Raw genomic sequence first — 20,502 nt, forward strand, 5'->3', positions numbered from 1 at the left:
GTGGTCAGCTTTTGGTTTTAGAACCGATCAAGAACCACGTTTTCACAGAACCCAATCCCTTTATCTCCACCACGCCTCGGGGTTCGAAGTCGTAGTCCGCTTCAAGCTCCTCTTTTGCGGCACCCGTTACCTGGATCCTCCCCGGTTCACCGTGGCTCTCCATCCGGCTGGCGGTGTTCACCGTTTCCCCCCAAACATCATAGAACAACTTCTGGTTTCCAATGACACCGGCGACAGCAGGCCCTGCGTGAAGTCCGATTCTTACTTGAAGCCCATCCGGAAAATCAGGTGACATTTCCGCAACCGACCGCTGCACGTCCAGAGCCATCTCGGCGACGCGATGCACCGGGTCGCCGACCGGAGAAGGCATACCTGCCGCGACCATATAGGCATCACCAATTGTCTTGATCTTTTCCAATCCGTGTTTGTCGGCCAATTCATCAAATAGACGAAAGATCTTGTTCAGAAACCCGACTACATCTTCCGGTGGCAGTTTCGATGCCCGTGGCGTGAAATCCACGATATCAGCGAATAGTATTGCAACCTTGGGCAAACTGTCAGCGATAGTCTGGTCTGGCTCAAGCTTCAATCTTACCGCAATGTCTTCTGGCAGCAGATTGTAAAGCAACTTTTCCGACCGGTCGTATTCGGCTTCCAATTCGGCTCGCTGGGTCTCTACCTGTTCATAAAGATCACCCAGACGCGCACTTGTTGCATTCACGTCGTTTGCCAATTTGCCAAGCTCGTCGCGATTGGGGACATCAACTCGCGCCGCGAAATCTCCTTCGGCGACAACGCTAAGTGTTTGGCCAATTCGGCGCATTGGCCAGATCAGTGACGAAGAGATTGCGTAGCCAAGAAAAAGGGCTGCCCCCATTGCAATTGTTGCCGCCGCCACGACCATTTTGCGCGTCGATTGGTAAACTTCGGCATTCCTATTTGCCCGGTCACGCATCTCTGCTTCGGCGCCCTGCACAAGATTATACGCATCGCTTTGCAGTGAACGAACTTGGCGAAAAATCTGATCCAATCCCAATTCGGCGAGATTCTGCATGTCTCCGCCTCTTCGAAACCGCACCATGGCGGCGGCCTTGGTTTTGATGTCGCCCAAATCTGCGCGGATTTCATCAATGGTTTGGAACTCTTTGCTGCCCGCCTGCAGGAATCGACGTATCCCTTGCGCAATGTGATGTTGCAGGTTCTCGATCTGACCGATGAAATTGCCGGTTGAAAATGCAAAAATTTCGTCCGAGTCGTCCCCGGGCGTCTGATCGATGACCAAGGACAAGTTCATCAGGTTCAACTCGCTCAGCGCCAAATGGATTTCGTTGAAATATGCAATCCTCTCCTGATCATGGATCATCGCATCGACACGCCTGTTCGATTGCTGCAAGGCCGACACCGCAAAAAGCGCCAATCCCAAAAGCAACAAGGTGATACCCAAAAACGCCATCAGCAGTTTCACCCGCACAGACAGGGCAGCTTTTGCCACGCTCCTTACGATCAGATTTGGTTGCTGAGAGTTCCTAATGCCCCGCTCCCACATGGATTAAGCCCGTCTCGAATGGTGCCGATACATAAATCAGAATACAGTCTGCGGGCGGACTAGTCACTTTTGGCCGCAATTCTTTGGCCAGATCGTCTGCTTCGCTGCCATTGCATGATGTTAAACACAAACTCCCACAAAGATGCGTTTGAGATACTTTAGTGAACCTCCTTCGAGTTGCCGTTTATTTGACGAAACCCCAACGTCGCATTTCGCAACAGTCTTTCGCATTCCTGCATGTGGACCTCACCCTTTCCGTTCCACTCTGAACCGGAAGGAGGCACCATATGACCAGAACTGCCACAGCCACACGTACCGGAGGGCGCTCTGCCCGCCGCGCCATGCGCACCGCTCCAAACTTCGAGATGTTGCCGGGGCTGACCCGCGGCATTCCGTTATGTGAAGTGATGGACGGCGCCCAGGTTGAACGCATTGATGCGGCCTCGATAGATATTCTGGAAAACGTAGGCGTTCAGTTCCGTGACCCCATCGCGCTGGAAGACTGGAAGAAGGCTGGTGCCAAGGTCGAAGGCGAGCTCGTCTATCTGGACCGCGGTCTGGTGCGTGAGCTGATCGCGACCATTCCGTCAGATTTCACCTACCACGCGCGCGATCCGAAAAAGAACGTGCGGCTGGGCGGTAAACACTCGATCTTCGTGCCGATGACCGGTGCGCCCTTCCTGCGCGATCTGGAAGATGTGCGCCGCAACCCGACGCTGGACGATCTGGCGATGTTCCACAAGCTCAGCCATATGTTGCCCGCGCTGCATTCCTCGGCCCATCACATCGTGGAGCCCTATGATCACCCGATCAGTCAGCGGCATCTGCGGATTACCTATTCGTCAATGAAGCACTCTGACAAAACCTTCATGGGCATGACCACCAGCCCCAAGAATGCCGAAGATGTCATGGAGATGTGCGCCATCCTGTTCGGCGAGGATTTCCTTGAAGATCACCCGGTCACCACTGGCAATTGCAACGGCAATTCGCCGCTGGTCTGGGATGAAACCATGTTGGGCGCGATGCGCGCCTTCTGTCGCCGAAAGCAGCCGGTGTTGTGCTCGCCCTTCGTTCTGGGCGGGGCCAATACGCCTGCCAGCGTTCCGGCGACCGTGGCGCAACTGAATGCCGAGGCGCTCAGCGCGCTGGCCTATACGCAGGTGATCCGCAAGGGCGCGCCCGCGATCTACGGGCACTACCTGTCGACCGTCTCGATGAAATCCGGCGCACCGATGGCAGGCACGCCCGAGATCAGTCTGATGAACTTCATGATTGGACAGATGGCCCGGTATTACGAAGTGCCTTGGCGTACCTCAAACACTCTGGGCGGAGCCAAGACGTTCGACGCGCAGGCAGGCTATGAATCCGCAACCACTCTGCAGGCCGTGGTCCATTCCGGCGCCAACTACATCTGGCATTCGGCGGGCTGGAACGAGGCCGGGATGCACTGCTCGACCGCCAAGTTCATCGTTGACGCAGAACAATGCGCCATGGCCTATCGCATGGCCGAGGGCCCGAAATGGGGCGATTTCGATCAGGCCGTTTCGGCAGTCGGTGATATCGGTCCGGGCGGGCATTACCTTGGGCATCCGCATACGCAGGACAATTTCCAGAGCGCATTCTTCATGCCGGATATGTTCGACAACAACTCGATCGAACAATGGCAGGCTGAGGGTTGTGTTGAAATCACCGAACGCGCCCTGAAACACGCCCGCAAGCTGCTGGCCGAGTATCAGGAACCAACGCTCGATATCGCCAAGAACGAAGAGCTGCTGGATTACATCGCCCGGCGCGAGCGTGAAATACCGGCTGCGGATGAGCTGAACCAGTCCTACTAAATCCCGGGGAGGTACACGAATGAGGTTCGCTGAAAAAACCGCACTCGTCACAGGGGCGTCGGGCGGGATCGGGGCCGCCATCGTCAGCCAGCTGCGGGCCGAAGGCGCGCGTGTGGCTGTTGCTGACCGCGATGTGGGCAGCCTTGAATCCGAGGCGCATCTGCCCGGCGATCTGCGCGATCCCGACTATTGCGACGGGCTGGCCTTGGCCGCGCATCAGGCGCTGGATGGTCTTGATATCGTGATCAACAATGCAGGCGTGATCACCCGCGGCCCGGTGACTGAAACATCCGATGAGGATTGGGCCCTGTCCGTCGGAGTGAATGTCGAGGCCCCTTTCCGTATCTGCCGCGCTGCGATTCCAATCATGGCGGCGGCGGGTGGCGGTGCTATTGTGAACACTGCCTCGTGCTGGGGCCTTCGACCTGGCCCGGATCATGCGGTGTACTGCATGACCAAAGCGGCCATTGCCAGCCTCACCCAATGCATGGGGCACGATCACGCCCATCAGGGCATCCGCATCAACGCCGTCTGCCCGAACGAGGTGAACACACCGATGCTGCGTTCGGGCTTTGCCAAACGTGGGTTCGATCCTGATACGGCGATTGCCGAGCTTGGGAAGTCGGTGCCTTTAGGGCGTATCGCCGAACCCGAAGATATAGCCGAAGTGATCCTTTTTCTCGCCTCGGATTCGGCGCGCTACATGTGTGGTGCTCTGGTCGAAGTGAATGGGGGCAAGCCGGTGCAATGAAAAGATTTGCAGGAAAAACAGCGCTCGTGACCGGTGGCCGCAGTGGCATCGGACAAGCCATCGCCCGGCGGCTGCGCGAAGAAGGGGCTAATGTCTACACTGCGCAGCGCGGTAAAGATGATGAGTTCCCCTCTATCCCGGCGGATTTTGCAAACCCGGAAAGCCCGGCGCAGATCGTCAAGCAGGTCGTGGGCAGCGCGGGCCAGCTGGACGTACTGATCAACAATGCAGGCATGATGCAGGAGGCCTCCGTCAACGACATGCCGCTTGAAGATTGGCAACGCAACCTCATGGTCAACCTGACCGCCCCGTTCCTGCTGATCCAGGCTGCACTGCCACATCTGCGCAAAACCAAGGGCAGCATTGTCAATATCGGCTCGGTCGAGGGGTTGGGCAGCAACCCCGGCCACGCCGCCTACTGCGCCTCTAAGGCCGGGCTGCATGGGCTGACCCGCGCGGTTGCCGTGGACCACGGAGCAGAAGGCATTCGCTGCAATGCAGTGGCACCGGGCTGGATCGACACAGACCTCAACATCGATTTCATCGAGAGCATGAACGACCCCGGCGCATTCCGCCGGGATATCGCCCGCATTCATCCCGTAGGCCGCACCGGCGACCCGAAAGAAGTCGCCGCACTGGTCGCGTTCTTGGCAGCCGAGGAAGCGGGTTTTGTCACCGGTCAAATTTACACGATCGATGGCGGACGGATGGCAAAGCTCAGCCTGCCCTGACCAGCCTGCAAGCTATTCCGCCCCTGATCGCCACTCTTTCCAGCGCAGATACGCATTGGCCCCAACCGATGCGAAGGGCTCGGGTGGCAAACGCGGTGGCATCGGTTGCGCCAGAAAATGATCTGCAATCTGGGAGTCTTTCCCCAGTACAAGCTCTGCCACGCCCATTCCCTGCAATGTTCCTCGCGCTATACCCAATCCGTTTTGACAGCAGGCGGCATATACACCCTGCTCGATCTCACCGAACGCGGCCGAGCCATTGCGGCTGAGGCACAGCATCCCAGCCCAACGGTGCTGCATCTGTACATTCGGCAAGTTGGGAAATCGCTCCTGAAACTTACGATCGTGCACCGCGCCTGCCCGTTTCAAATGGCTGTCGCCGCTGTGGATTTCAGGATGAAAGCTTGAACAGGTCCGGATCAGAATGCGATCCCCATAACTGCCCGAAACCCGCCGGACCGAAGTGCCCATCGGATCCGCTGGCGTTACCGACCAGCGTGGCTGTCCGCCCAGCGTGGCGATCTGATCTGGCGTCAGCGGTTCCGTTATCGACGCGTAGAGGCAGATGTGCATCAGACGCCGCTGGTAAAACCCAAAGCTTTCCAGGTGACCATTCGTTGCCATCACGATCCGCCCCGTCGAAACCCGCGCCTGTTCGGTCTCGACCACCCAGCCACCGCCTTGTTTGCGAAACCCGGTCACGGCAGAGTTTTCATAAACACCGATCCGCCCAGCCAGATGCGTTGAGAGAGCCCGAACATAGGCTGCTGGCTGGATCATCACCGTCCCCGGCGCAAACAGACCCGAAGTGTAATGCGGGCTGCCCGTCAGCGCCTGCATCTGGTGTGCGTCATAAAGCTCGTGGGGCTCTCCCAATCGTGCCAAATGCACTGCGTAGTCTGCGTTGTGCCGATCTCCCGCTGCGGTCGCAGCAGCGTTGATCTTGCCACACGGGTCGAACATCTCCGGCGACAGGTCGCACTCAGCGGCTACCCGGGTCGCAAAGGAAATCGCCTGACGATTCAGCGCGATTGTGGCCCGATCTGCCTCCAGCCCATCGCTGGCGTAATTGTCCGAGGCCAAGTCATGCGGCAGATCGATCATGAACCCCGAGTTGCGCCCGGCAGAGCCTTCCGCAAAGCGCCCAGCCTCAAGCACCACAACCTTCAGCGCCGGATCAAGCTGATGCAGCCTCAGCGCTGCGGACAGCCCGGCAAAACCACCGCCGATGATGGTCACATCTGCGGTCTGGTCTTGCTCAAGCCGAGGGAGGTCTTGCTGCAGAGGCAGGATGGCATTCCATCCTGCCACGCCGGATTGCCGGGGTAAACGTTTGGCGGTGTAGATCGTCAATCTACCGCCTCATCTTCGTCATCGGCCAGATCAATCCAGATGGTTTTCAGCTGGGTATACTGATCATGGGCGTGAACCGAGTTGTCCCGGCCACCAAACCCGGACTGCTTGTAGCCACCAAAGGGTGTGGTGATATCCCCTTCACCAAAGCTGTTGATCGTGACGGTACCCGCCCGGATCGCCCGCGCGCCACGGATCGCGCGTTTGGCGTTGGCCGTGAAGATCGAGGCGCACAGCCCATACTCGGTGTCATTGGCAATGCTGATCGCCTCGTCAAAGCCCGAAACTTCGATCACCGACAAAACCGGGCCAAAGATCTCCTCGCGCGCCAGCGTGGCATCGTTTCCGGGCACCTCGACCACCGTGGCTTCAACAAACCCATTCTCCGCCTTGCCACCAATCAGCACAGTCTCGGCCTGATCCAGATAGCCGCACACCTTGGAATAATGCCCCTCGCTGACAAGCGCGCCCATGCGGGTCTCTGGGTCCAACGGGTCGCCTACGTTCCAATGTTTAGCGTGGTGGGCAATACGCTCCAGCAGCTCTGCCTTCACGTCTTTATGCACAATCAACCGCGATGAGGCCGAGCAATTCTCGCCCATGTTCCAGAACGCACCATTGACGACATGCGCTGCCACCCGGTCCAGATTTTCCGCATCGTCCAAGACGATGGCCGGGTTCTTACCACCCATCTCAAGCACCACCTCCTTGGCATTGCTTTCAGCGGAATAGCTCAGGAACTTCTTTCCCGTCACGGTCGAGCCCGTGAAGGACACCATGTCGATATCCAAATGCCGCCCGATGGGTTCGCCCACCTCAGCGCCACCGCCGGGCACCACATTCAGCACACCGCGCGGCAACCCGGCCTCAGACGCCAGCTCCGCCACCTTTAATGCAGTCAGAGAAGTCTCGGCCGCCGGTTTCACCACCACCGAACAGCCCGCCGCCAGCGCCGGCCCGATCTTCCACGCCAGCATCAGCAAGGGGAAGTTCCACGGCAGGACCAGCCCAACCACGCCGATGGGCTCACGCACGACCATGGCGATGTGGTCATCACTGGCCGGGCTGACCTGATCATAGATCTTGTCGATCGCCTCGGCATGCCATTTCAGGCAGTGGATCGTCTCGGGAACATCAACGGTTTCGCAATCAAAGATGGTCTTGCCGCTATCGATGCTCTCCATCACCGCCAGTTCCCGCGCGTTGCGGGTAAGCAGCTTGCACAGGCGGATCAGAATGTCCTTGCGATCCGAGGGGTCCATCTTTGACCAACGCCCGTCGTCAAAGGCTTCTCGCGCCTTTTCGACCGCAAAATCCACATCCTCCGATCCGCAGGCAGCAATGCTGGTCAGCACAGCCCCGGTGGCTGGATTGATAGTGTCGAACACCTGTCCCGAGATCGAGGGGCGATAACCGCCGTCGATGAAAGCGCCCGTCGGCAGATCCAGATGCGCAGCGATGGATTCGTATTCGTCTTTCGTCAGCAAGCCCATGCCTTAACCCTCCGCCACGATATCTGCGATTTTGCGTTTCAGAACGCGCGTCACCTGCTCCAGCGCGCGTTTGTCATCCTTGTTCAGCCCTTTGAGCGGAGGTCTCACCATCCCAGCATCGATCCCGTTCATGGTCACCCCATACTTGATCGTCTGGATGAATTTGCCGCCCTGCTCCAGCACCCGCATCAGCGGCATCAGCGCGCTCATGATGCGACGGCCCTTGGCAAAGTTGCCCTCGATCACACAAGCCTGATACAGCGCCACGTGTTCGGCGGGCAGAAAGTTCGACCCACCACAGACCCAGAACGGCGCTCCCCAGGCGAAGAACTCCAGCGCCTGATCATCCATGCCGCAGCCCAGCTGAATATGCGGATAATCCCGCGCCAGCAGATGAACCCGGTTGATATCGCCCGAGCTTTCCTTGATGCCACAGAAGTTCCGGCTGCGGCCTACGCGGTCCAGGAACTCTTCCCCCATCATCGTGCCGGTCCGGTGCGGATAGTTGTACAGCATCACCGGCAGGTCAGCCGCCTTGTCGATTGCCAGCGCGTTCAGCGCATTCTCGCGGTCGGTGGGCACCGAATAGGGCGGGCTGGCCAACAAGATCGCATCTGCGCCTAGGTCTCGCGCACCTGAGGCCAAAGCGACGGAGTCCCCGGTCAGCATCGCCCCCGTTCCCACAACCAGAGGCACACGCCCCTTCAGTTGTTCATGCGTAAAGCGCGCCAGTTCCAGCCGCTCATCGACGGTCTGCGCATAGTTTTCGCCGGTGGACCCGCCCGAGATCAGCCCGTGCACACCATTCTCGATCAGGTACTCGATCACCTCGGCCAACGCGTCCCAGTTCACGCCACCATCCGCCGCGTAGGGTGTCACCACCGGCGTATAAATACCCTCAAATCTGAAGATCGGAGTCATGTGTCCCTCATGCAGAAGTATTGCCGGGGACCTGCCCCAGCGGAAAATCCAACCCCTCGGGCATCACGAACAACTCGATCTGATCGCGTGACAGGGTCCAGTGGTCGTCGGCCAGCTGCGCAGCAGCCGCCTCATCGCCCGCCTCGATGGCGGCGATGATGGCGTCATGCTGGTCGCTCGCCTCTGAAAGGTTCTCAGCCATTCGTGCGGTCTGCGGGCGATAAAATGTCATCCCGATCCGCGCGTGATCGATCAGCAACCGGTTGAACGATGGGGATAAATAGACATTCCCCGCCATCTCTCCGGTCACCTCGTGAAACCGGGTATTGGCCAGCGTCCGCTCCTCAGCCGAGCCTGTACGCAAGGCTTGCCGAAACGTCTCTTGCGCCTCTTTCAACTGATCGATCTGATCGTGCGTCGCACTCGCTGCGGCCAGACGCAGCACCGCGCCATAGACCATCGGCGCAACCAGAAAGAAATCGCGTAGCGTGGTATGAGACATCTCTGACACCCGCGCCCCGCGATGGGTGCGCAGGTCCAGATACCCCTCACCGGCCAACTGCCGGAACACTTCGCGCAAAGGCGTGCGCGACAAGCCAAAGGCCAGCGACAGCTGCGCCTCGTCCAAATCTTCTCCGGGACGCAAACGCAGGGTCAGAACCGACATCTTCAGATGCTCAGCCAACGCCTTTTTTGGTGATTTCCCTTCGTCCCTCATCCGATCCCCTTCATCACGATCCCGCGAATCGATAGCTTGCCCTCTGGTATCGTATAAAAATACATGTTGTATACATTTAGTTTTCGTGCAGCATGCAGAAAACTGTCAGAACGCCCTGATTCCGGTCCCATCGATGAGCCAAACACAGCACTACGCCTTCATACTGGTCGAGGAATTCTCGCATCTCGCCTTCTCCTGCGCGGTCGAGCCATTGCGGATCGCAAATTTGCTGGCCGAGGAAGATCTTTATCGATGGTCCTTCCTGTCCGAACACGCTGAGCATGCTGTCTGTTCAAACGGATCGGTCACTTTGGTGCATGGCGGATTGGGATCTATCCCAAAATGTGACCAACTGTTTGTTCTGTCAGGAATAAACATGCGCAATCACGTCTCGCGCCCGCTGCTCGCAACCCTGCGCCGAGAGAGGGCACGGGGCACCAATATCAGCGCCTTGTGTTCCGGTGCATGGCTGCTGGCCGAGGCCGGATTTTTGGATGGGATGCAGGCGGCGATCCATTGGGAATACCATGATGCTTTCATGGAGGCCTTCCCCGAGATAAACCTTGTTCGCAGCGTCTTTGTCGCCGACGAAAAACACATGACCGCCTCGGGCGGCACCGCGACCGCCGATCTGATGCTGCACCTGATCGAACGCGACCACGGTCACGATCTATCAGTCGCAGTGGCCGATCAGATGGTCTATAACGCCGTGCGCAACGCCACCGCCGATCAGCGCGTCTCGCTGCAATCGCGCAACGGGATGCGGAACGCGCATCTGGCCAAGGCAATCCACATCATGACCGACAATATCCAAAGCCCGTTGTCCCCCTCGGTCATCGCCAGCAACATCGGCATCTCAACCCGGCAACTGGAGCGCCTGTTTGGGAAATTCCTGAACACCTCGCCTAAGAAATACTTCATGGAATTGCGGCTGGACCGCGCCCGCAATCTGCTGTTGCAGACCGAATCTTCGGTGACCGAGGTCGCCTTTGCCTGCGGTTTCGAAAGCGCCGGCCATTTCTCGCGTGTGTACCGGGCTGCGTTTGGCGTCACGCCGATGCAGCAGCGCAGCAGGCTTGATTGATCAAAGCTGTGACTGGACAGAGGGCCATGGTTGGGATTATCTGAACAAGTGTTCAGATCAGGAAGGAACCCGCCATGCAACTCTCAACCACAGCTGCGGTGATCACCGGCGGAGCCTCCGGCCTGGGTGAGGCCACAGCCCGTCACTTTGCCGAGAACGGCGCGCAGGTCACAATCCTTGACCGCGACGCCGAGCGTGGCCCGCAAGTCGCGGCTGAAATCGGCGGACATTTCGCACAAACCGATGTGACGGATGAGGCCTCGGTCGCTTCAGCGATTGCACATGCGATGGACAAGATGGGTCGCATCACCGCCGCAGTGAACTGCGCCGGAATCGCGATTGGAGCTAAGACTGTGGGCAAAGACGGCCCCCACCCTCTGGGGGCGTTCCAGCGTACCATCGACATCAATCTGGTCGGTTCCTTCAACGTCTCGCGTCTTGCTGCCGCAGAGATGGCAAAGAATGACCCCGAACCGGATGGCGCGCGCGGCGTGATTATCAACACCGCCTCGATCGCGGCCTTTGACGGGCAAAAGGGTCAGGCGGCCTATGCAGCCTCGAAAGGCGGCGTGGTCGGCATGACGCTACCCATGGCGCGCGATCTGGCCTCGACTGGTATCCGTGTGATGGCCATCGCACCGGGCATCTTCATGACCCCGATGCTGGCCGGCCTGCCTGAAGAGGTGCAGCAACAGCTTGCGGCGGACGTCCCCAACCCTGCTCGCCTCGGCGACCCGCGCGAATACGGTCGTCTGGCCGGGTTCATCGTCGAGATGGGCTACCTGAACGGAGAGGTCATCCGCATCGACGGTGCCCTGCGGATGCGCTAAGACGAGTTTCATGACCGAGCGGCAGAAAATGGCGGCAGGCGAGTGGTATTGCTGCCTCGACCCCGAACTGGAAGTGCTTCGTATGAAAGCACGCCGCGCGGTCCATGCCCACAACACCTGCCCGCCCGATGACCGAGGGGCTATAGCTCCCGAATTGGCGGCGCTCTTTGCGGGGATCGGGCAAGATTGCTATTTTGAGGCTCCGTTCCACTGCGCTTATGGAATGAACCTGTCGCTGGGCGACCGGGTTTATCTGAATGCGGGCTGTGTCATTCTCGACACCGCGCCTGTTCGCATCGGCAGTGACTCGATGCTCGGCCCCACGGTGCAGATCTATTGCGCCCAACACGCCAAAGACCCAGCCCTGCGCGCACAGGGTCTGGAAATCGACCACCCGGTGACAATCGGCGAAAACGTCTGGATCGGCGGTGGCGCGATCATCATGCCCGGCGTTACTATCGGAGACCGCGCCATCGTCGGTGCAGGCAGCGTCGTCACGAAGGACGTCCCCGCCGGAGCAACTGTTGTCGGTAACCCCGCCCGCCCCATTTGAGCACGCGCAAACCGGTGCATAGGTTTGTACAACTCAGACAATCTAGTCGATTGAGGTTGTACAACTCGGACTCAACCGGCTTCGGCCTTCTCTTCAAGCATCAGCCACTCTTCCTCAGCCGCTGACAGTTTTTCCTGCCGTTCGACCAGGGCATCGGTTGCCTTCTGGAACTTGATCGGTTCGCGTGTGAACAGCTCAGGATCAGACATCAGTTCTTCGAGCTTGGCGATCTCGGCTTCAAGGCGCGCGATCTCTGCTGGTAGCTTCTCAAGTCGGTGTTTCTCCGAGAACGACAGCCCTGCTTTTGACTTCGCTTCTTGCTTCACTTTCGGTTTTAAAGGCCTTGCTTTTTCTTCCTTTTTCGCAACTACATCACCTCGCTGCGCGATGTAGTCGGACCAACCACCGGCATAGACCGTTGCGCGCCCATTGCCCTCCATCGCGATGGTTGTGGTCGCAACCCGATCCAGAAAATCCCGATCGTGGCTAACGAGCAGCACCGTGCCATCATAGTCGTCCAGCAATTCCTGCAGCAGATCCAGCGTTTCAACATCCAGATCGTTGGTCGGTTCGTCCAGCACCAGCAGGTTCGATGTTTTCGCCATCAGTTTCGCCAACAGCAACCGGGCTTTTTCCCCACCGGACAAGGACTTAACAGCCGCTCTTGCCTGCGCGTCATCGAACAGAAACTCTTTGAGATAGCCCACTACATGCTTGGGTTGGCCGCCCACCATCACCTGATCGGCCTTGCCCGAGACCCGCATCTCGGGATCGCCGGTCAAGCTGTCCCACAGGCTCATTTCCGGGTCCAGCTGTGCCCTCGCCTGATCGAACACGGCGATCTCAAGGTTAGTACCCAGCACCACCGAACCCTCGTCCGGTTCGACCTGACCCAGCAGCATTTTCAGCAACGTGGTCTTGCCCACACCGTTCGGCCCAACAAAGGCCACACGGTCACCGCGCTGAACCAGAAGATCGAAATTGCGCACGATCTGCTGAGAGTCAAATGCCTTTGAAACGCCATTGGCCTCGATGACCTTGCGGCCTGATTTCGGACCGGATTCCAACGTCATGGCAGCCGATCCCTGACGTTTGATCTGCGCTGCACGCTCGGCGCGCAAGGCTTGTAGCGCCCGAACACGACCCTGATTGCGCTTGCGGCGGGCGCTGATACCCTCGACGGCCCATCGCGCCTCGGACTTGATCAAGCGGTTCAGCTTGTGGCGCTGCTGATCCTCCTCTTCCCAGACCTTGTCCCTCCAGCTTTCAAAGGCCGCAAAGCCCTGTTCCTGCCGCCGTACAACTCCGCGATCGATCCACAGCGTCGCACGGGTCAACGCACGCAGGAATGCGCGATCATGCGAGATCAAAACATAGGCGGCGCGGGTCGAGCCCAACTCACGCTCCAACCACGCAATCGCCTCGATATCCAGGTGGTTCGTCGGTTCGTCCAGCAACATCAAGTCAGGCGCCTCGGCCATCAGCTTGGCCAAGGCGGCGCGTCGCCATTCCCCACCCGAAGCGGTTTCGACCGCGCGCTCAGGGTCGAATTTCAGCCCTTCGCCCGCGCGTTCGACCTTATACAGCTCACCCGGTTCCAACCCGCTTGAGGCATAGTCTCCAAGCGTCGCGAATCCCTGCATTCCGGGATCCTGCTCCATGTAACCCACTGATTTACCAGGAGGGATGACGATTTCACCCTGATCGGCCTCGACCAGCCCGGCCATCACTTTCATCAAGGTGGATTTGCCTGACCCGTTCCGCCCGACCAGCGCGACGCGATCACCGGGTTGAACCACAAGGTCCAGATCGGAAAACACCGGATCACCCCCGAACGTCAGAGAGATACCGGACATCTGCAATAAAGGAATTCTCGCCATACCCGCCAGCTAAACCGGCCAAAGCAAGGCGTCAACGCCCCAACTTCACCTTTTCCCAGATACTCAAATCACCCAGCCACCGCGCGCAGCAACCGTTTACGAGCTGGGGGAATTGCTCCGATTTCAAGGCCGGTGAACACATGCAGGGTGTTCATGTGCCTGTCTACCACCGCATGATCGCTGACCCACCCCCCCATCATCAGATAGGTGCGCAACAAGGGCGGCATCCTAAGCATCGCCTGTTTTACATCAGGGCGTCTGCGCAAGCGCGCCGCAAAGCGAAACACATCCGGCGCCTTGACTCGCGGCAACCATCGCCTTGGTGCCAGATGTCGGTGTTTGAGCATCGCAAAAGCGTCAAGATATTCGGCTGTTTCAGTTCCAGCGAATGACGAACAACCAAACAGCATTTCGATCCCGTTCTGATCGACATACGCCGTCATTGCGCCCCACGCGACACGCAAGATATCCGGATCATTGTAGTCCGGGTGGATACAGAACCGGCCCATCTCAACCATCGGTCCCGTAAAATCGCGTAGCGCCGACAGATCATAGAACTGTGCCGAGTAGCTGAGTCCGACTTCGAAGCCGCCCTGCATTGTCAGCACACGGAAACAGCACACCAACGCCTCACCGGCCTGCAGATCTTCGACCAGAACATGGGCGCAGCGTTCGTCAAAAGCATCACAATCCTGACCATCAGTAGCAAAGGTCAGCATCCTCAGCGTCTGCGCCGCCGCCACGTCTTGCTCGGTTTGCGCCAAGCGGGCGCGATATCGGCCCTTGTCCAACAAAACCGCCATGGTCGCATCCTCCTGCGGTTGCTGACCGGTCACATCTGTCTGGTCCTTACTACAGAATGTGTGACTGTCCTGTGACCACTGCAAGAGAATTGGTCGCTTTAGTTGTTTGCGCCAGGAATATTTGCCGGGTTGAAGTTGCCGATGTTACCCAGAAGCTGACGCAGGAAGCCTTTGTCTTCCACGTTGGAATCGGTCACGCGACGATCCAGCACGATGACATAGCCGTCTTCCAGGCCGAACCGCTCGATATTGCGAACGACACCGCGCTGATCAAAGCTGATCGCGACCAGTTCACGTGAAACGACCTCGGGTCGTTTGGGCCCATAATGACGGACGCGCGAGGCGACATAGTAATAGCCCGAATCCCGCACTACCCCCGCCGAGCTGGGCGCGCCGATGGTTTCTTCAACACTATCGCGGGTATCGACGCCGACCTTGATTTTGGCCAGATCCTCTGGCGGAGGCACGTAGCCGTGATTCTTGAAGATTGGTGAACATGCGCCCGCGACCGCCAGACAGGCCGCAAAGACAAGCGTTTTCGACGCTGGTTTCAACCTGTTCAAACCCTTCAACATGCACATCCTCTTGCCATGGCCCCTTGCGGACCCTATCCGATTACAGAAACCAAGGCTCCGGTTCAACACAGGAAAACCTCACGAATGAGCAACCAGACATCTTTACGCGTCGCAGACCTGCCGCAAAACGCTCCGACCCCGTTTGAGTTGCGCCCGACCGGCGAGGCGCTGGAGGCCATAAAACAAGAGCTCGGCCTGCTTGGCCTGCGCAAGCTCAGCTTTGTCGGCGAATTGCGCGCGCAGGGCAAACGGGATTGGACGCTTTCAGGCAAGCTGGGCGCAACGGTGATCCAACCTTGTGTCGTGACGCTGGAACCTGTGACCACACGCATCGACACCCCGGTGAGTCGCGTCTTTGTGGCCGATTGGAGCGATCCGGAAGAACCTGAGTTCGAAATCCCCGAGGATGACGAGACCGAACCGCTTGGCCCCGAGATCGATCCTGCGCTGATCATGGTTGAAGCGCTGTCGCTGGCCCTGCCCCAATATCCACGGAAGGATGGAGTCGAGCTGGGCCAGATAGACTATACCGAACCGGGCAAACAGGCCCTCACGGATGAGGATGTAAAACCCTTCGCTGGTTTGGCCGGGCTGCGGGATGCGATGAAAAAAGACGAGTGACAGGCGAGGGATTTCCTGTCATAGCAGGCCGTCAGAAAAACCGCTTGAACATGACGAGAATCGCAGTATTTTCGCGCGCTCATTGGAATTTGGGTTGGACATTGCGGGGCAAGCCCCTTAAACGCGCGTCAAACCACGAGAAAACAAAGTACGTAACCCGGCTGACAGCGAATCTGTCAGCCCATATCAGACAAAGGTTGAGACCATGGCCGTCCAACAGAACAAAGTTTCCAAGTCGCGTCGCAACAACCGCCGCGCACACGACGCTCTGGTTGCTGCAAACCCGAACGAATGCCCGAACTGCGGCGAGCTGAAGCGCCCACACCACGTTTGCGCATCTTGCGGCCACTATGACGATCGTGAAGTCGTCGCTCAGGCCGACGAAATCGACCTGGACGAAGACGCGGCCTAAGCCTGATTGGACGCAGGCCAAGGCATGACGGATCAGCCCACGCAGACCGGACGGATCATCATCTCGGTTGACGCTATGGGCGGAGATTCGGGCCCTGCCGTCGTTGTGGCGGGCATTGCAAAATCTGCGGACAAGAACCCGAAGATCGGGTTCATCCTGCACGGTCAGGAACAGGAACTACGCAAGCTGGTTGCCAAACGGCGTGTCCTTGATGGGCGCGTCGTTTTTCGTGATTGCCCGGACGTGGTCACGATGGAAGACAAACCAAGCCAGGTTGTCCGCAGCGGCAAGAGCACGTCGATGTGGTCCGCTCTGGAAGCGGTGCGTGCAGGTGAAGCGCACGGCGCGGTGTCCTGCGGCAATACGGGCGCGCTGATGGCCATGTCCATGTTGCGGCTGCGCAAGCTGCCCGGCGTGAACCGCCCTGCCATCGCGATCCTGTGGCCCTCGCGCAATCCGCATGGGTTCAACGTGATGCTGGACGTCGGCGCAGATGTGCGCGCTGATGCCAAGGACCTTTTGCAATACGCGCTGATGGGGGCTTCATACGCGCGCAACGGTATGGCGCTCAGCCGCCCTCGGATCGGGTTGCTGAATGTCGGCACCGAAGAACACAAGGGCCGCGCCGAACTGAAAGAAGCCCACGCGATGATCTCGGACTTTGCCGATCAGGCGAATTTCGAGTTCGTGGGCTTTGTCGAGGGCAGCGATATCCCCGGCGACAAAGCTGACGTGATCGTGACTGACGGCTTCACTGGAAATGTCGCCATTAAAACTGGTGAAGGCACCGCGAACCTTATCGGTGATTTGCTGCGTGAGGCGTTCAAATACTCGCCCCTATCCCGGCTGGCCTCGATCCTGGCAATCACCTCGTTGAATCGTCTGAAAAAGCGGATAGACCCGCGCCGCGTCAATGGAGGCGTGTTCCTCGGGCTTAATGGAACCGTGGTGAAATCCCATGGCGGAGCGGACGCAACCGGCGTTTCCGCAGCGGTCAAACTGGCTTTCACATTGGCTGAATCCGGTTTCTCCGAAAAATTGGCGGCACGGGTTGCATCAACAGCCGCACTTGCACAAGATGCGGCCCATTCCGTGTCTCAATCGGAATAATAACAAAAAAGGCAGTACCCCAGCATGGCAGGCCGCTCAGTTGTTGTAGGTGTCGGGCATTATTTGCCAGAGCGCGTTGTACCGAACTCTGAGTTCGAGAAAACGCTGGATACGACGGACGAATGGATTCGCACCCGGTCCGGGATCGAGCGGCGACATTTCGCGGCCGAGGACGAAACCACTTCCGATCTGGCCACCAAAGCGGCCGAAGCCGCACTGGCTGATGCCGGACTGACGGCGGATGATATCGACGCGATTGTGCTGGCAACTTCCACAGCTGATTTGACCTTTCCTTCGGCGGCAACCATGGTTCAGGCCCGGTTGGGCATGACCAAAGGTTTTGCCTTCGATGTACAGGCGGTCTGCGCTGGGTTTGTCTTTGCGCTCAGCAACGCCAACGCCCTGATCCTGTCCGGTCAGGCCAAGCGCGTACTGGTGATCGGCGCCGAGACCTTTTCGCGAATCATGGACTGGACCGACCGGTCGACCTGCGTGCTATTTGGCGATGGCGCGGGCGCATTGGTTCTGGAAGAGCAAGAGGGTCAGGGCACTTCGGACGATCGCGGCATTCTGGCGACCGACCTGAACTCGGACGGACGCTACAAAGACCTGCTCTATGTTGATGGCGGAGTTTCGACCCAATCCACCGGCCACTTGCGGATGCAGGGCAATCAGGTCTTCCGTCATGCGGTCGAAAAACTGGCCCGAACCGCAGAAGTCGCGCTGGAGCGTGCAGGTCTGTCCAGCGACGATGTTGACTGGATCGTGCCGCATCAGGCCAATATCCGCATTATTCAGGGCACCGCCAAGAAGATGGGCCTGCCGATGGATAACGTTGTGGTCACCGTTCAGGACCATGGCAACACATCGGCAGCCTCCATCCCTCTGGCCCTGTCGGTGGGCAAGCAAAACGGCCAGATCAAAACCGGCGATCTGATCGTTACAGAGGCGATTGGTGGCGGTCTGGCCTGGGGTGCGGTCGCACTGCGTTGGTGACCGGCACAATCCGGCTTACAGAGCCTCCTGCAATTCATTGATATTGACAGCGAATTTTGCATCGCCATATGCTCAGACATCAACAGGGGAAAAAGCATGGGCGACAAAACACTGACCCGAATGGATCTGAGCGAGGCTGTCTTTCGTGAGGTTGGCCTGTCACGCAATGAAAGCGCACAGCTGGTCGAAAGCGTTCTGAACCACATGTCTGACGCGCTGGTGCGTGGCGAACAGGTTAAGATTTCGTCATTCGGCACCTTCAGCGTTCGGGACAAAACCGCCCGTATCGGTCGCAACCCTAAAACCGGTGAAGAGGTTCCGATCCAGCCCCGTCGTGTACTGACATTCCGTCCGTCGCACCTGATGAAGGATCGCGTCGCCGCAGGGAACCGCAAGTAAGTTCAGGACATCCAGGTTATGAGTAAGTCCCCCGATGCCTTTCGCACCATAAGTGAAGTTGCGGACTGGCTCGGAGTTCAGGCTCATGTGCTGCGTTTCTGGGAAAGCCGGTTTACCCAAGTCAAACCCGTCAAACGCGCCGGTGGGCGGCGATATTATCGCCCCAATGATATGCGTCTTCTGGGCGGTATCAAGAAACTGCTACACGAGGACGGGATTACCATCAAAGGTGTTCAGCGTATCCTTCGGGAACAGGGCGTTGCGCATGTTGCTTCGCTTTCGCCCAGTCTGGATGAAAACGCGCCCGCACCCAGCATCGACGATACTGTGGTTCCGTTCGCTTCAGCGCCGGAACCATCCGCAAACCAGATCGACATGGATTTGGGCGAACCCGCCCATTCCCCTGCCCCGAGGGCTCCGAAACCCGTCGCAACCCCCGAACCCAAACCGATACCGGCTGAGCTGGATGCAGCGCCGCTGATGGGTGGTATTGCCTCGCTGGCATGGAATCGTGACGAGTATGACGATGAGCTGTTGCACCAGATTGCACCCATCGCCAAGGACCTGCGCAGGTGGCTGGATCGCGTCGAACACCACACGGCGGGATAGCAAAAAAGGCGATGATTTCCTCTTGCCCCCGCCGGGAAAGTCTTTATGAACACCTCAACGTCGGGCTATGGCGCAGCCTGGTAGCGCGTCCGTCTGGGGGACGGAAGGTCGCAGGTTCGAGTCCTGCTAGCCCGACCAAATCACACCGACGTTTATGGCACATAGGCCAGATCCCGCTCTGGCAGCAGAGGGGATCGAGATGACAGGTGTTTGCCCAAATCAACAGCTTGAGGCGATGATTGCACGCGGTGAGATCGCCGCAAGCCCAGATATCATCCCTGCACAGGTGCAGCCGGCAAGCCTTGATCTACGTTTGGGAACAGTGGCTTACCGGGTGCGCGCGTCCTTTCTGGCGGGCGAAGGGCGTTCTGTCGCAGACCGGCTGGCCGAGTTTGAGATGCACCGCATCGACATCACTGAAGGCGCTGTTCTGGAAAAGGGCTGTGTCTATCTGGTGCCGCTGATGGAATCACTCGCCCTGCCCGATGACGTCAGTGCGGTGGCCAATGCCAAAAGCTCGACCGGGCGGCTCGACTTGCTCACGCGCACGATCACCGATGGCGGAACCGAGTTTGATCGGGTTCCCGCAGGCTACACTGGTCCGCTTTATGCCGAGATCTGCCCGCGATCGTTCTCGGTTCTGGTGCGCCCCGGAATGCGTCTGAATCAGATCCGTTTCCGCAAAGGTCAGGCGGTACTCAGCGACGCCGAGCTGACCGCGTTGCATGGTCAAACGCCGTTGGTTGATGGGCCAGCCGTCATTCAGGACGGGTTGGGGTTTTCGGTCGATCTGCAACTGCCCGATACCGATCTGGTCGGCTATCGTGCCAAGCCCCATACCGGGGTGATCGATCTGGATCGGATCGGCGAATACGACCCGCAGGAATACTGGGAAGAGGTGCATACCAAGGATGGTCGCATCATCCTCGACCCCGGCGCGTTTTACATTCTCGTCAGCCGCGAAGCGGTGCATATCCCGCCAATGTATGCTGCTGAAATGGCCCCATATCTCGCTATGGTCGGCGAGTTCCGGGTACATTACGCCGGATTCTTTGACCCGGGCTTTGGACATGCCGAAGCAGGCGGTGCCGGATCACGCGGGGTGCTGGAAGTACGCTGCCACGAAGCCCCATTTGTGTTGGAACACGGACAAGTCGTCGGGCGCCTGGTTTATGAGAAGATGGCCGAAATGCCGACACAGCTATATGGTGCTGGGATTGCCTCGAACTATCAGGGTCAAGGCCTGAAACTGTCCAAGCATTTCAAAGCTGTGGGCTGA

Annotated in this window: 21 protein-coding genes and 1 tRNA gene; 14 read left to right on the forward strand and 8 right to left on the reverse strand. The window is 58.6% G+C overall.

What is annotated here, in order from left to right; all coding sequences use genetic code 11:
- Window positions 1–4 precede the first annotated feature (4 nt).
- Window positions 5–1,492 carry an adenylate/guanylate cyclase domain-containing protein gene (locus ACR0JG_RS12230; protein ID WP_480570050.1) on the reverse strand — a complete coding sequence of 496 codons (1,488 nt, stop codon included), beginning with the start codon at window positions 1,490–1,492 and terminating at the stop codon, window positions 5–7.
- Between the two features lie 341 nt (window positions 1,493–1,833).
- On the opposite strand from ACR0JG_RS12230, the gene ACR0JG_RS12235 reads away from it, so the two are divergent.
- Genes ACR0JG_RS12235 through ACR0JG_RS12245 form a run of 3 tightly spaced genes read left to right on the forward strand, consistent with a single transcriptional unit; the run spans window position 1,834 to window position 4,866 of the window.
- Window positions 1,834–3,384, forward strand: coding sequence for a trimethylamine methyltransferase family protein (locus tag ACR0JG_RS12235; protein WP_480570053.1), 1,551 nt, complete (start codon window positions 1,834–1,836; stop codon window positions 3,382–3,384).
- A gap of 19 nt (window positions 3,385–3,403) precedes the next feature.
- Window positions 3,404–4,135 carry an SDR family NAD(P)-dependent oxidoreductase gene (locus ACR0JG_RS12240; RefSeq protein WP_480570056.1) on the forward strand — a complete coding sequence of 244 codons (732 nt, stop codon included), beginning with the start codon at window positions 3,404–3,406 and terminating at the stop codon, window positions 4,133–4,135.
- Window positions 4,132–4,866: an SDR family NAD(P)-dependent oxidoreductase gene (locus tag ACR0JG_RS12245; protein ID WP_223117936.1), complete on the forward strand. Its 735-nt coding sequence runs from the start codon at window positions 4,132–4,134 to the stop codon at window positions 4,864–4,866. The genes ACR0JG_RS12240 and ACR0JG_RS12245 overlap by 4 nt, the downstream gene beginning before the upstream one ends.
- Window positions 4,867–4,878: 12 nt before the next feature.
- On the opposite strand, the gene ACR0JG_RS12250 is transcribed toward ACR0JG_RS12245, so the two are convergent.
- From ACR0JG_RS12250 to ACR0JG_RS12265, 4 genes are read right to left on the reverse strand one after another with little or no spacing between them, the layout of a single operon-like run.
- Window positions 4,879–6,219: an NAD(P)/FAD-dependent oxidoreductase gene (locus tag ACR0JG_RS12250; protein ID WP_480570060.1), complete on the reverse strand. Its 1,341-nt coding sequence runs from the start codon at window positions 6,217–6,219 to the stop codon at window positions 4,879–4,881.
- Complete coding sequence (locus tag ACR0JG_RS12255) at window positions 6,216–7,712, reverse strand: aldehyde dehydrogenase (RefSeq protein WP_480570063.1); 1,497 nt, start codon at window positions 7,710–7,712, stop codon at window positions 6,216–6,218. The genes ACR0JG_RS12250 and ACR0JG_RS12255 overlap by 4 nt, the downstream gene beginning before the upstream one ends.
- A 3-nt stretch (window positions 7,713–7,715) precedes the next feature.
- A complete protein-coding gene (locus ACR0JG_RS12260) occupies window positions 7,716–8,633 on the reverse strand; it encodes a dihydrodipicolinate synthase family protein (protein ID WP_170422094.1) in 918 nt (305 codons plus the stop codon).
- Between the two features lie 7 nt (window positions 8,634–8,640).
- Complete coding sequence (locus ACR0JG_RS12265) at window positions 8,641–9,351, reverse strand: GntR family transcriptional regulator (protein ID WP_480570066.1); 711 nt, start codon at window positions 9,349–9,351, stop codon at window positions 8,641–8,643.
- A gap of 133 nt (window positions 9,352–9,484) precedes the next feature.
- Between ACR0JG_RS12265 and ACR0JG_RS12270 the strand changes: the two genes are divergently transcribed.
- The 3 genes from ACR0JG_RS12270 to ACR0JG_RS12280 all read left to right on the forward strand — a co-directional run bounded on the left by ACR0JG_RS12270 (window position 9,485) and on the right by ACR0JG_RS12280 (window position 11,818).
- Window positions 9,485–10,435, forward strand: coding sequence for a GlxA family transcriptional regulator (locus tag ACR0JG_RS12270; protein ID WP_170567036.1), 951 nt, complete (start codon window positions 9,485–9,487; stop codon window positions 10,433–10,435).
- Between the two features lie 74 nt (window positions 10,436–10,509).
- The gene (locus ACR0JG_RS12275; RefSeq protein WP_480570069.1) at window positions 10,510–11,265 is read left to right on the forward strand and encodes a 3-hydroxyacyl-CoA dehydrogenase; all 756 of its coding nucleotides are present in this window, start codon (window positions 10,510–10,512) and stop codon (window positions 11,263–11,265) included.
- 10 nt (window positions 11,266–11,275) lie between these two features.
- The gene (locus ACR0JG_RS12280) at window positions 11,276–11,818 is read left to right on the forward strand and encodes a sugar O-acetyltransferase (protein WP_170626814.1); all 543 of its coding nucleotides are present in this window, start codon (window positions 11,276–11,278) and stop codon (window positions 11,816–11,818) included.
- Window positions 11,819–11,889: 71 nt separating this feature from the next.
- On the opposite strand, the gene ACR0JG_RS12285 is transcribed toward ACR0JG_RS12280, so the two are convergent.
- The 3 genes from ACR0JG_RS12285 to ACR0JG_RS12295 all read right to left on the reverse strand — a co-directional run bounded on the left by ACR0JG_RS12285 (window position 11,890) and on the right by ACR0JG_RS12295 (window position 15,076).
- Window positions 11,890–13,698 carry an ABC-F family ATP-binding cassette domain-containing protein gene (locus ACR0JG_RS12285; RefSeq protein ID WP_480570072.1) on the reverse strand — a complete coding sequence of 603 codons (1,809 nt, stop codon included), beginning with the start codon at window positions 13,696–13,698 and terminating at the stop codon, window positions 11,890–11,892.
- Between the two features lie 68 nt (window positions 13,699–13,766).
- On the reverse strand, window positions 13,767–14,501 hold the full coding sequence (locus ACR0JG_RS12290; RefSeq protein WP_480571107.1) for a GNAT family N-acetyltransferase: 735 nt from the start codon (window positions 14,499–14,501) through the stop codon (window positions 13,767–13,769).
- A gap of 98 nt (window positions 14,502–14,599) precedes the next feature.
- Entirely contained in the window at window positions 14,600–15,076 is a 477-nt protein-coding gene (locus ACR0JG_RS12295; protein WP_170396685.1) for an outer membrane protein assembly factor BamE, read from the reverse strand.
- An 84-nt stretch (window positions 15,077–15,160) separates the two neighbouring features.
- Here ACR0JG_RS12295 and ACR0JG_RS12300 point away from each other — a divergent pair, with 84 nt between their 5' ends.
- The 8 genes from ACR0JG_RS12300 (at window position 15,161) to ACR0JG_RS12335 (ending at window position 20,502) form a co-directional block, all read left to right on the forward strand.
- Window positions 15,161–15,697 (forward strand): DUF177 domain-containing protein, encoded by a 537-nt coding sequence (locus ACR0JG_RS12300; RefSeq protein WP_170509414.1) that lies wholly within the window; start codon window positions 15,161–15,163, stop codon window positions 15,695–15,697.
- Between the two features lie 205 nt (window positions 15,698–15,902).
- Window positions 15,903–16,109 carry a 50S ribosomal protein L32 gene (gene rpmF / locus ACR0JG_RS12305; protein WP_008756996.1) on the forward strand — a complete coding sequence of 69 codons (207 nt, stop codon included), beginning with the start codon at window positions 15,903–15,905 and terminating at the stop codon, window positions 16,107–16,109.
- A gap of 24 nt (window positions 16,110–16,133) precedes the next feature.
- Window positions 16,134–17,219 (forward strand): phosphate acyltransferase PlsX, encoded by a 1,086-nt coding sequence (gene plsX, locus ACR0JG_RS12310; protein WP_170626811.1) that lies wholly within the window; start codon window positions 16,134–16,136, stop codon window positions 17,217–17,219.
- Between the two features lie 24 nt (window positions 17,220–17,243).
- Window positions 17,244–18,215, forward strand: a complete 972-nt coding sequence (locus ACR0JG_RS12315) for a beta-ketoacyl-ACP synthase III (protein ID WP_170406350.1) — start codon at window positions 17,244–17,246, stop codon at window positions 18,213–18,215.
- Between the two features lie 96 nt (window positions 18,216–18,311).
- Complete coding sequence (ihfA, locus tag ACR0JG_RS12320) at window positions 18,312–18,614, forward strand: integration host factor subunit alpha (protein ID WP_008755922.1); 303 nt, start codon at window positions 18,312–18,314, stop codon at window positions 18,612–18,614.
- A gap of 18 nt (window positions 18,615–18,632) precedes the next feature.
- A complete protein-coding gene (locus ACR0JG_RS12325; protein WP_480570075.1) occupies window positions 18,633–19,223 on the forward strand; it encodes a MerR family transcriptional regulator in 591 nt (196 codons plus the stop codon).
- A 61-nt stretch (window positions 19,224–19,284) separates the two neighbouring features.
- Window positions 19,285–19,361, forward strand: a tRNA-Pro gene (locus ACR0JG_RS12330).
- Window positions 19,362–19,422: 61 nt separating this feature from the next.
- On the forward strand, window positions 19,423–20,502 hold the full coding sequence (locus ACR0JG_RS12335; protein WP_170509858.1) for a 2'-deoxycytidine 5'-triphosphate deaminase: 1,080 nt from the start codon (window positions 19,423–19,425) through the stop codon (window positions 20,500–20,502).

The sequence above is a fragment of the Ruegeria sp. AD5 genome (genome assembly GCF_056542345.1).

What these genes read in the sequence shown, in the direction of transcription:
- ACR0JG_RS12235 (WP_480570053.1), top strand. Translation starts at nt 1,834, where the DNA reads ATGACCAGAACTGCCACAGCCACACGTACCGGAGGGCGCTCTGCCCGC.
- ACR0JG_RS12240 (WP_480570056.1), top strand. Translation starts at nt 3,404, where the DNA reads ATGAGGTTCGCTGAAAAAACCGCACTCGTCACAGGGGCGTCGGGCGGG.
- ACR0JG_RS12245 (WP_223117936.1), top strand. Translation starts at nt 4,132, where the DNA reads ATGAAAAGATTTGCAGGAAAAACAGCGCTCGTGACCGGTGGCCGCAGT.
- ACR0JG_RS12255 (WP_480570063.1), bottom strand. Translation starts at nt 7,712, where the DNA reads ATGGGCTTGCTGACGAAAGACGAATACGAATCCATCGCTGCGCATCTG.
- ACR0JG_RS12260 (WP_170422094.1), bottom strand. Translation starts at nt 8,633, where the DNA reads ATGACTCCGATCTTCAGATTTGAGGGTATTTATACGCCGGTGGTGACA.
- ACR0JG_RS12265 (WP_480570066.1), bottom strand. Translation starts at nt 9,351, where the DNA reads ATGAGGGACGAAGGGAAATCACCAAAAAAGGCGTTGGCTGAGCATCTG.
- ACR0JG_RS12270 (WP_170567036.1), top strand. Translation starts at nt 9,485, where the DNA reads ATGAGCCAAACACAGCACTACGCCTTCATACTGGTCGAGGAATTCTCG.
- ACR0JG_RS12275 (WP_480570069.1), top strand. Translation starts at nt 10,510, where the DNA reads ATGCAACTCTCAACCACAGCTGCGGTGATCACCGGCGGAGCCTCCGGC.
- ACR0JG_RS12280 (WP_170626814.1), top strand. Translation starts at nt 11,276, where the DNA reads ATGACCGAGCGGCAGAAAATGGCGGCAGGCGAGTGGTATTGCTGCCTC.
- ACR0JG_RS12285 (WP_480570072.1), bottom strand. Translation starts at nt 13,698, where the DNA reads ATGGCGAGAATTCCTTTATTGCAGATGTCCGGTATCTCTCTGACGTTC.
- ACR0JG_RS12290 (WP_480571107.1), bottom strand. Translation starts at nt 14,501, where the DNA reads ATGGCGGTTTTGTTGGACAAGGGCCGATATCGCGCCCGCTTGGCGCAA.
- ACR0JG_RS12295 (WP_170396685.1), bottom strand. Translation starts at nt 15,076, where the DNA reads ATGTTGAAGGGTTTGAACAGGTTGAAACCAGCGTCGAAAACGCTTGTC.
- ACR0JG_RS12300 (WP_170509414.1), top strand. Translation starts at nt 15,161, where the DNA reads ATGAGCAACCAGACATCTTTACGCGTCGCAGACCTGCCGCAAAACGCT.
- rpmF (WP_008756996.1), top strand. Translation starts at nt 15,903, where the DNA reads ATGGCCGTCCAACAGAACAAAGTTTCCAAGTCGCGTCGCAACAACCGC.
- plsX (WP_170626811.1), top strand. Translation starts at nt 16,134, where the DNA reads ATGACGGATCAGCCCACGCAGACCGGACGGATCATCATCTCGGTTGAC.
- ACR0JG_RS12315 (WP_170406350.1), top strand. Translation starts at nt 17,244, where the DNA reads ATGGCAGGCCGCTCAGTTGTTGTAGGTGTCGGGCATTATTTGCCAGAG.
- ihfA (WP_008755922.1), top strand. Translation starts at nt 18,312, where the DNA reads ATGGGCGACAAAACACTGACCCGAATGGATCTGAGCGAGGCTGTCTTT.
- ACR0JG_RS12325 (WP_480570075.1), top strand. Translation starts at nt 18,633, where the DNA reads ATGAGTAAGTCCCCCGATGCCTTTCGCACCATAAGTGAAGTTGCGGAC.
- ACR0JG_RS12335 (WP_170509858.1), top strand. Translation starts at nt 19,423, where the DNA reads ATGACAGGTGTTTGCCCAAATCAACAGCTTGAGGCGATGATTGCACGC.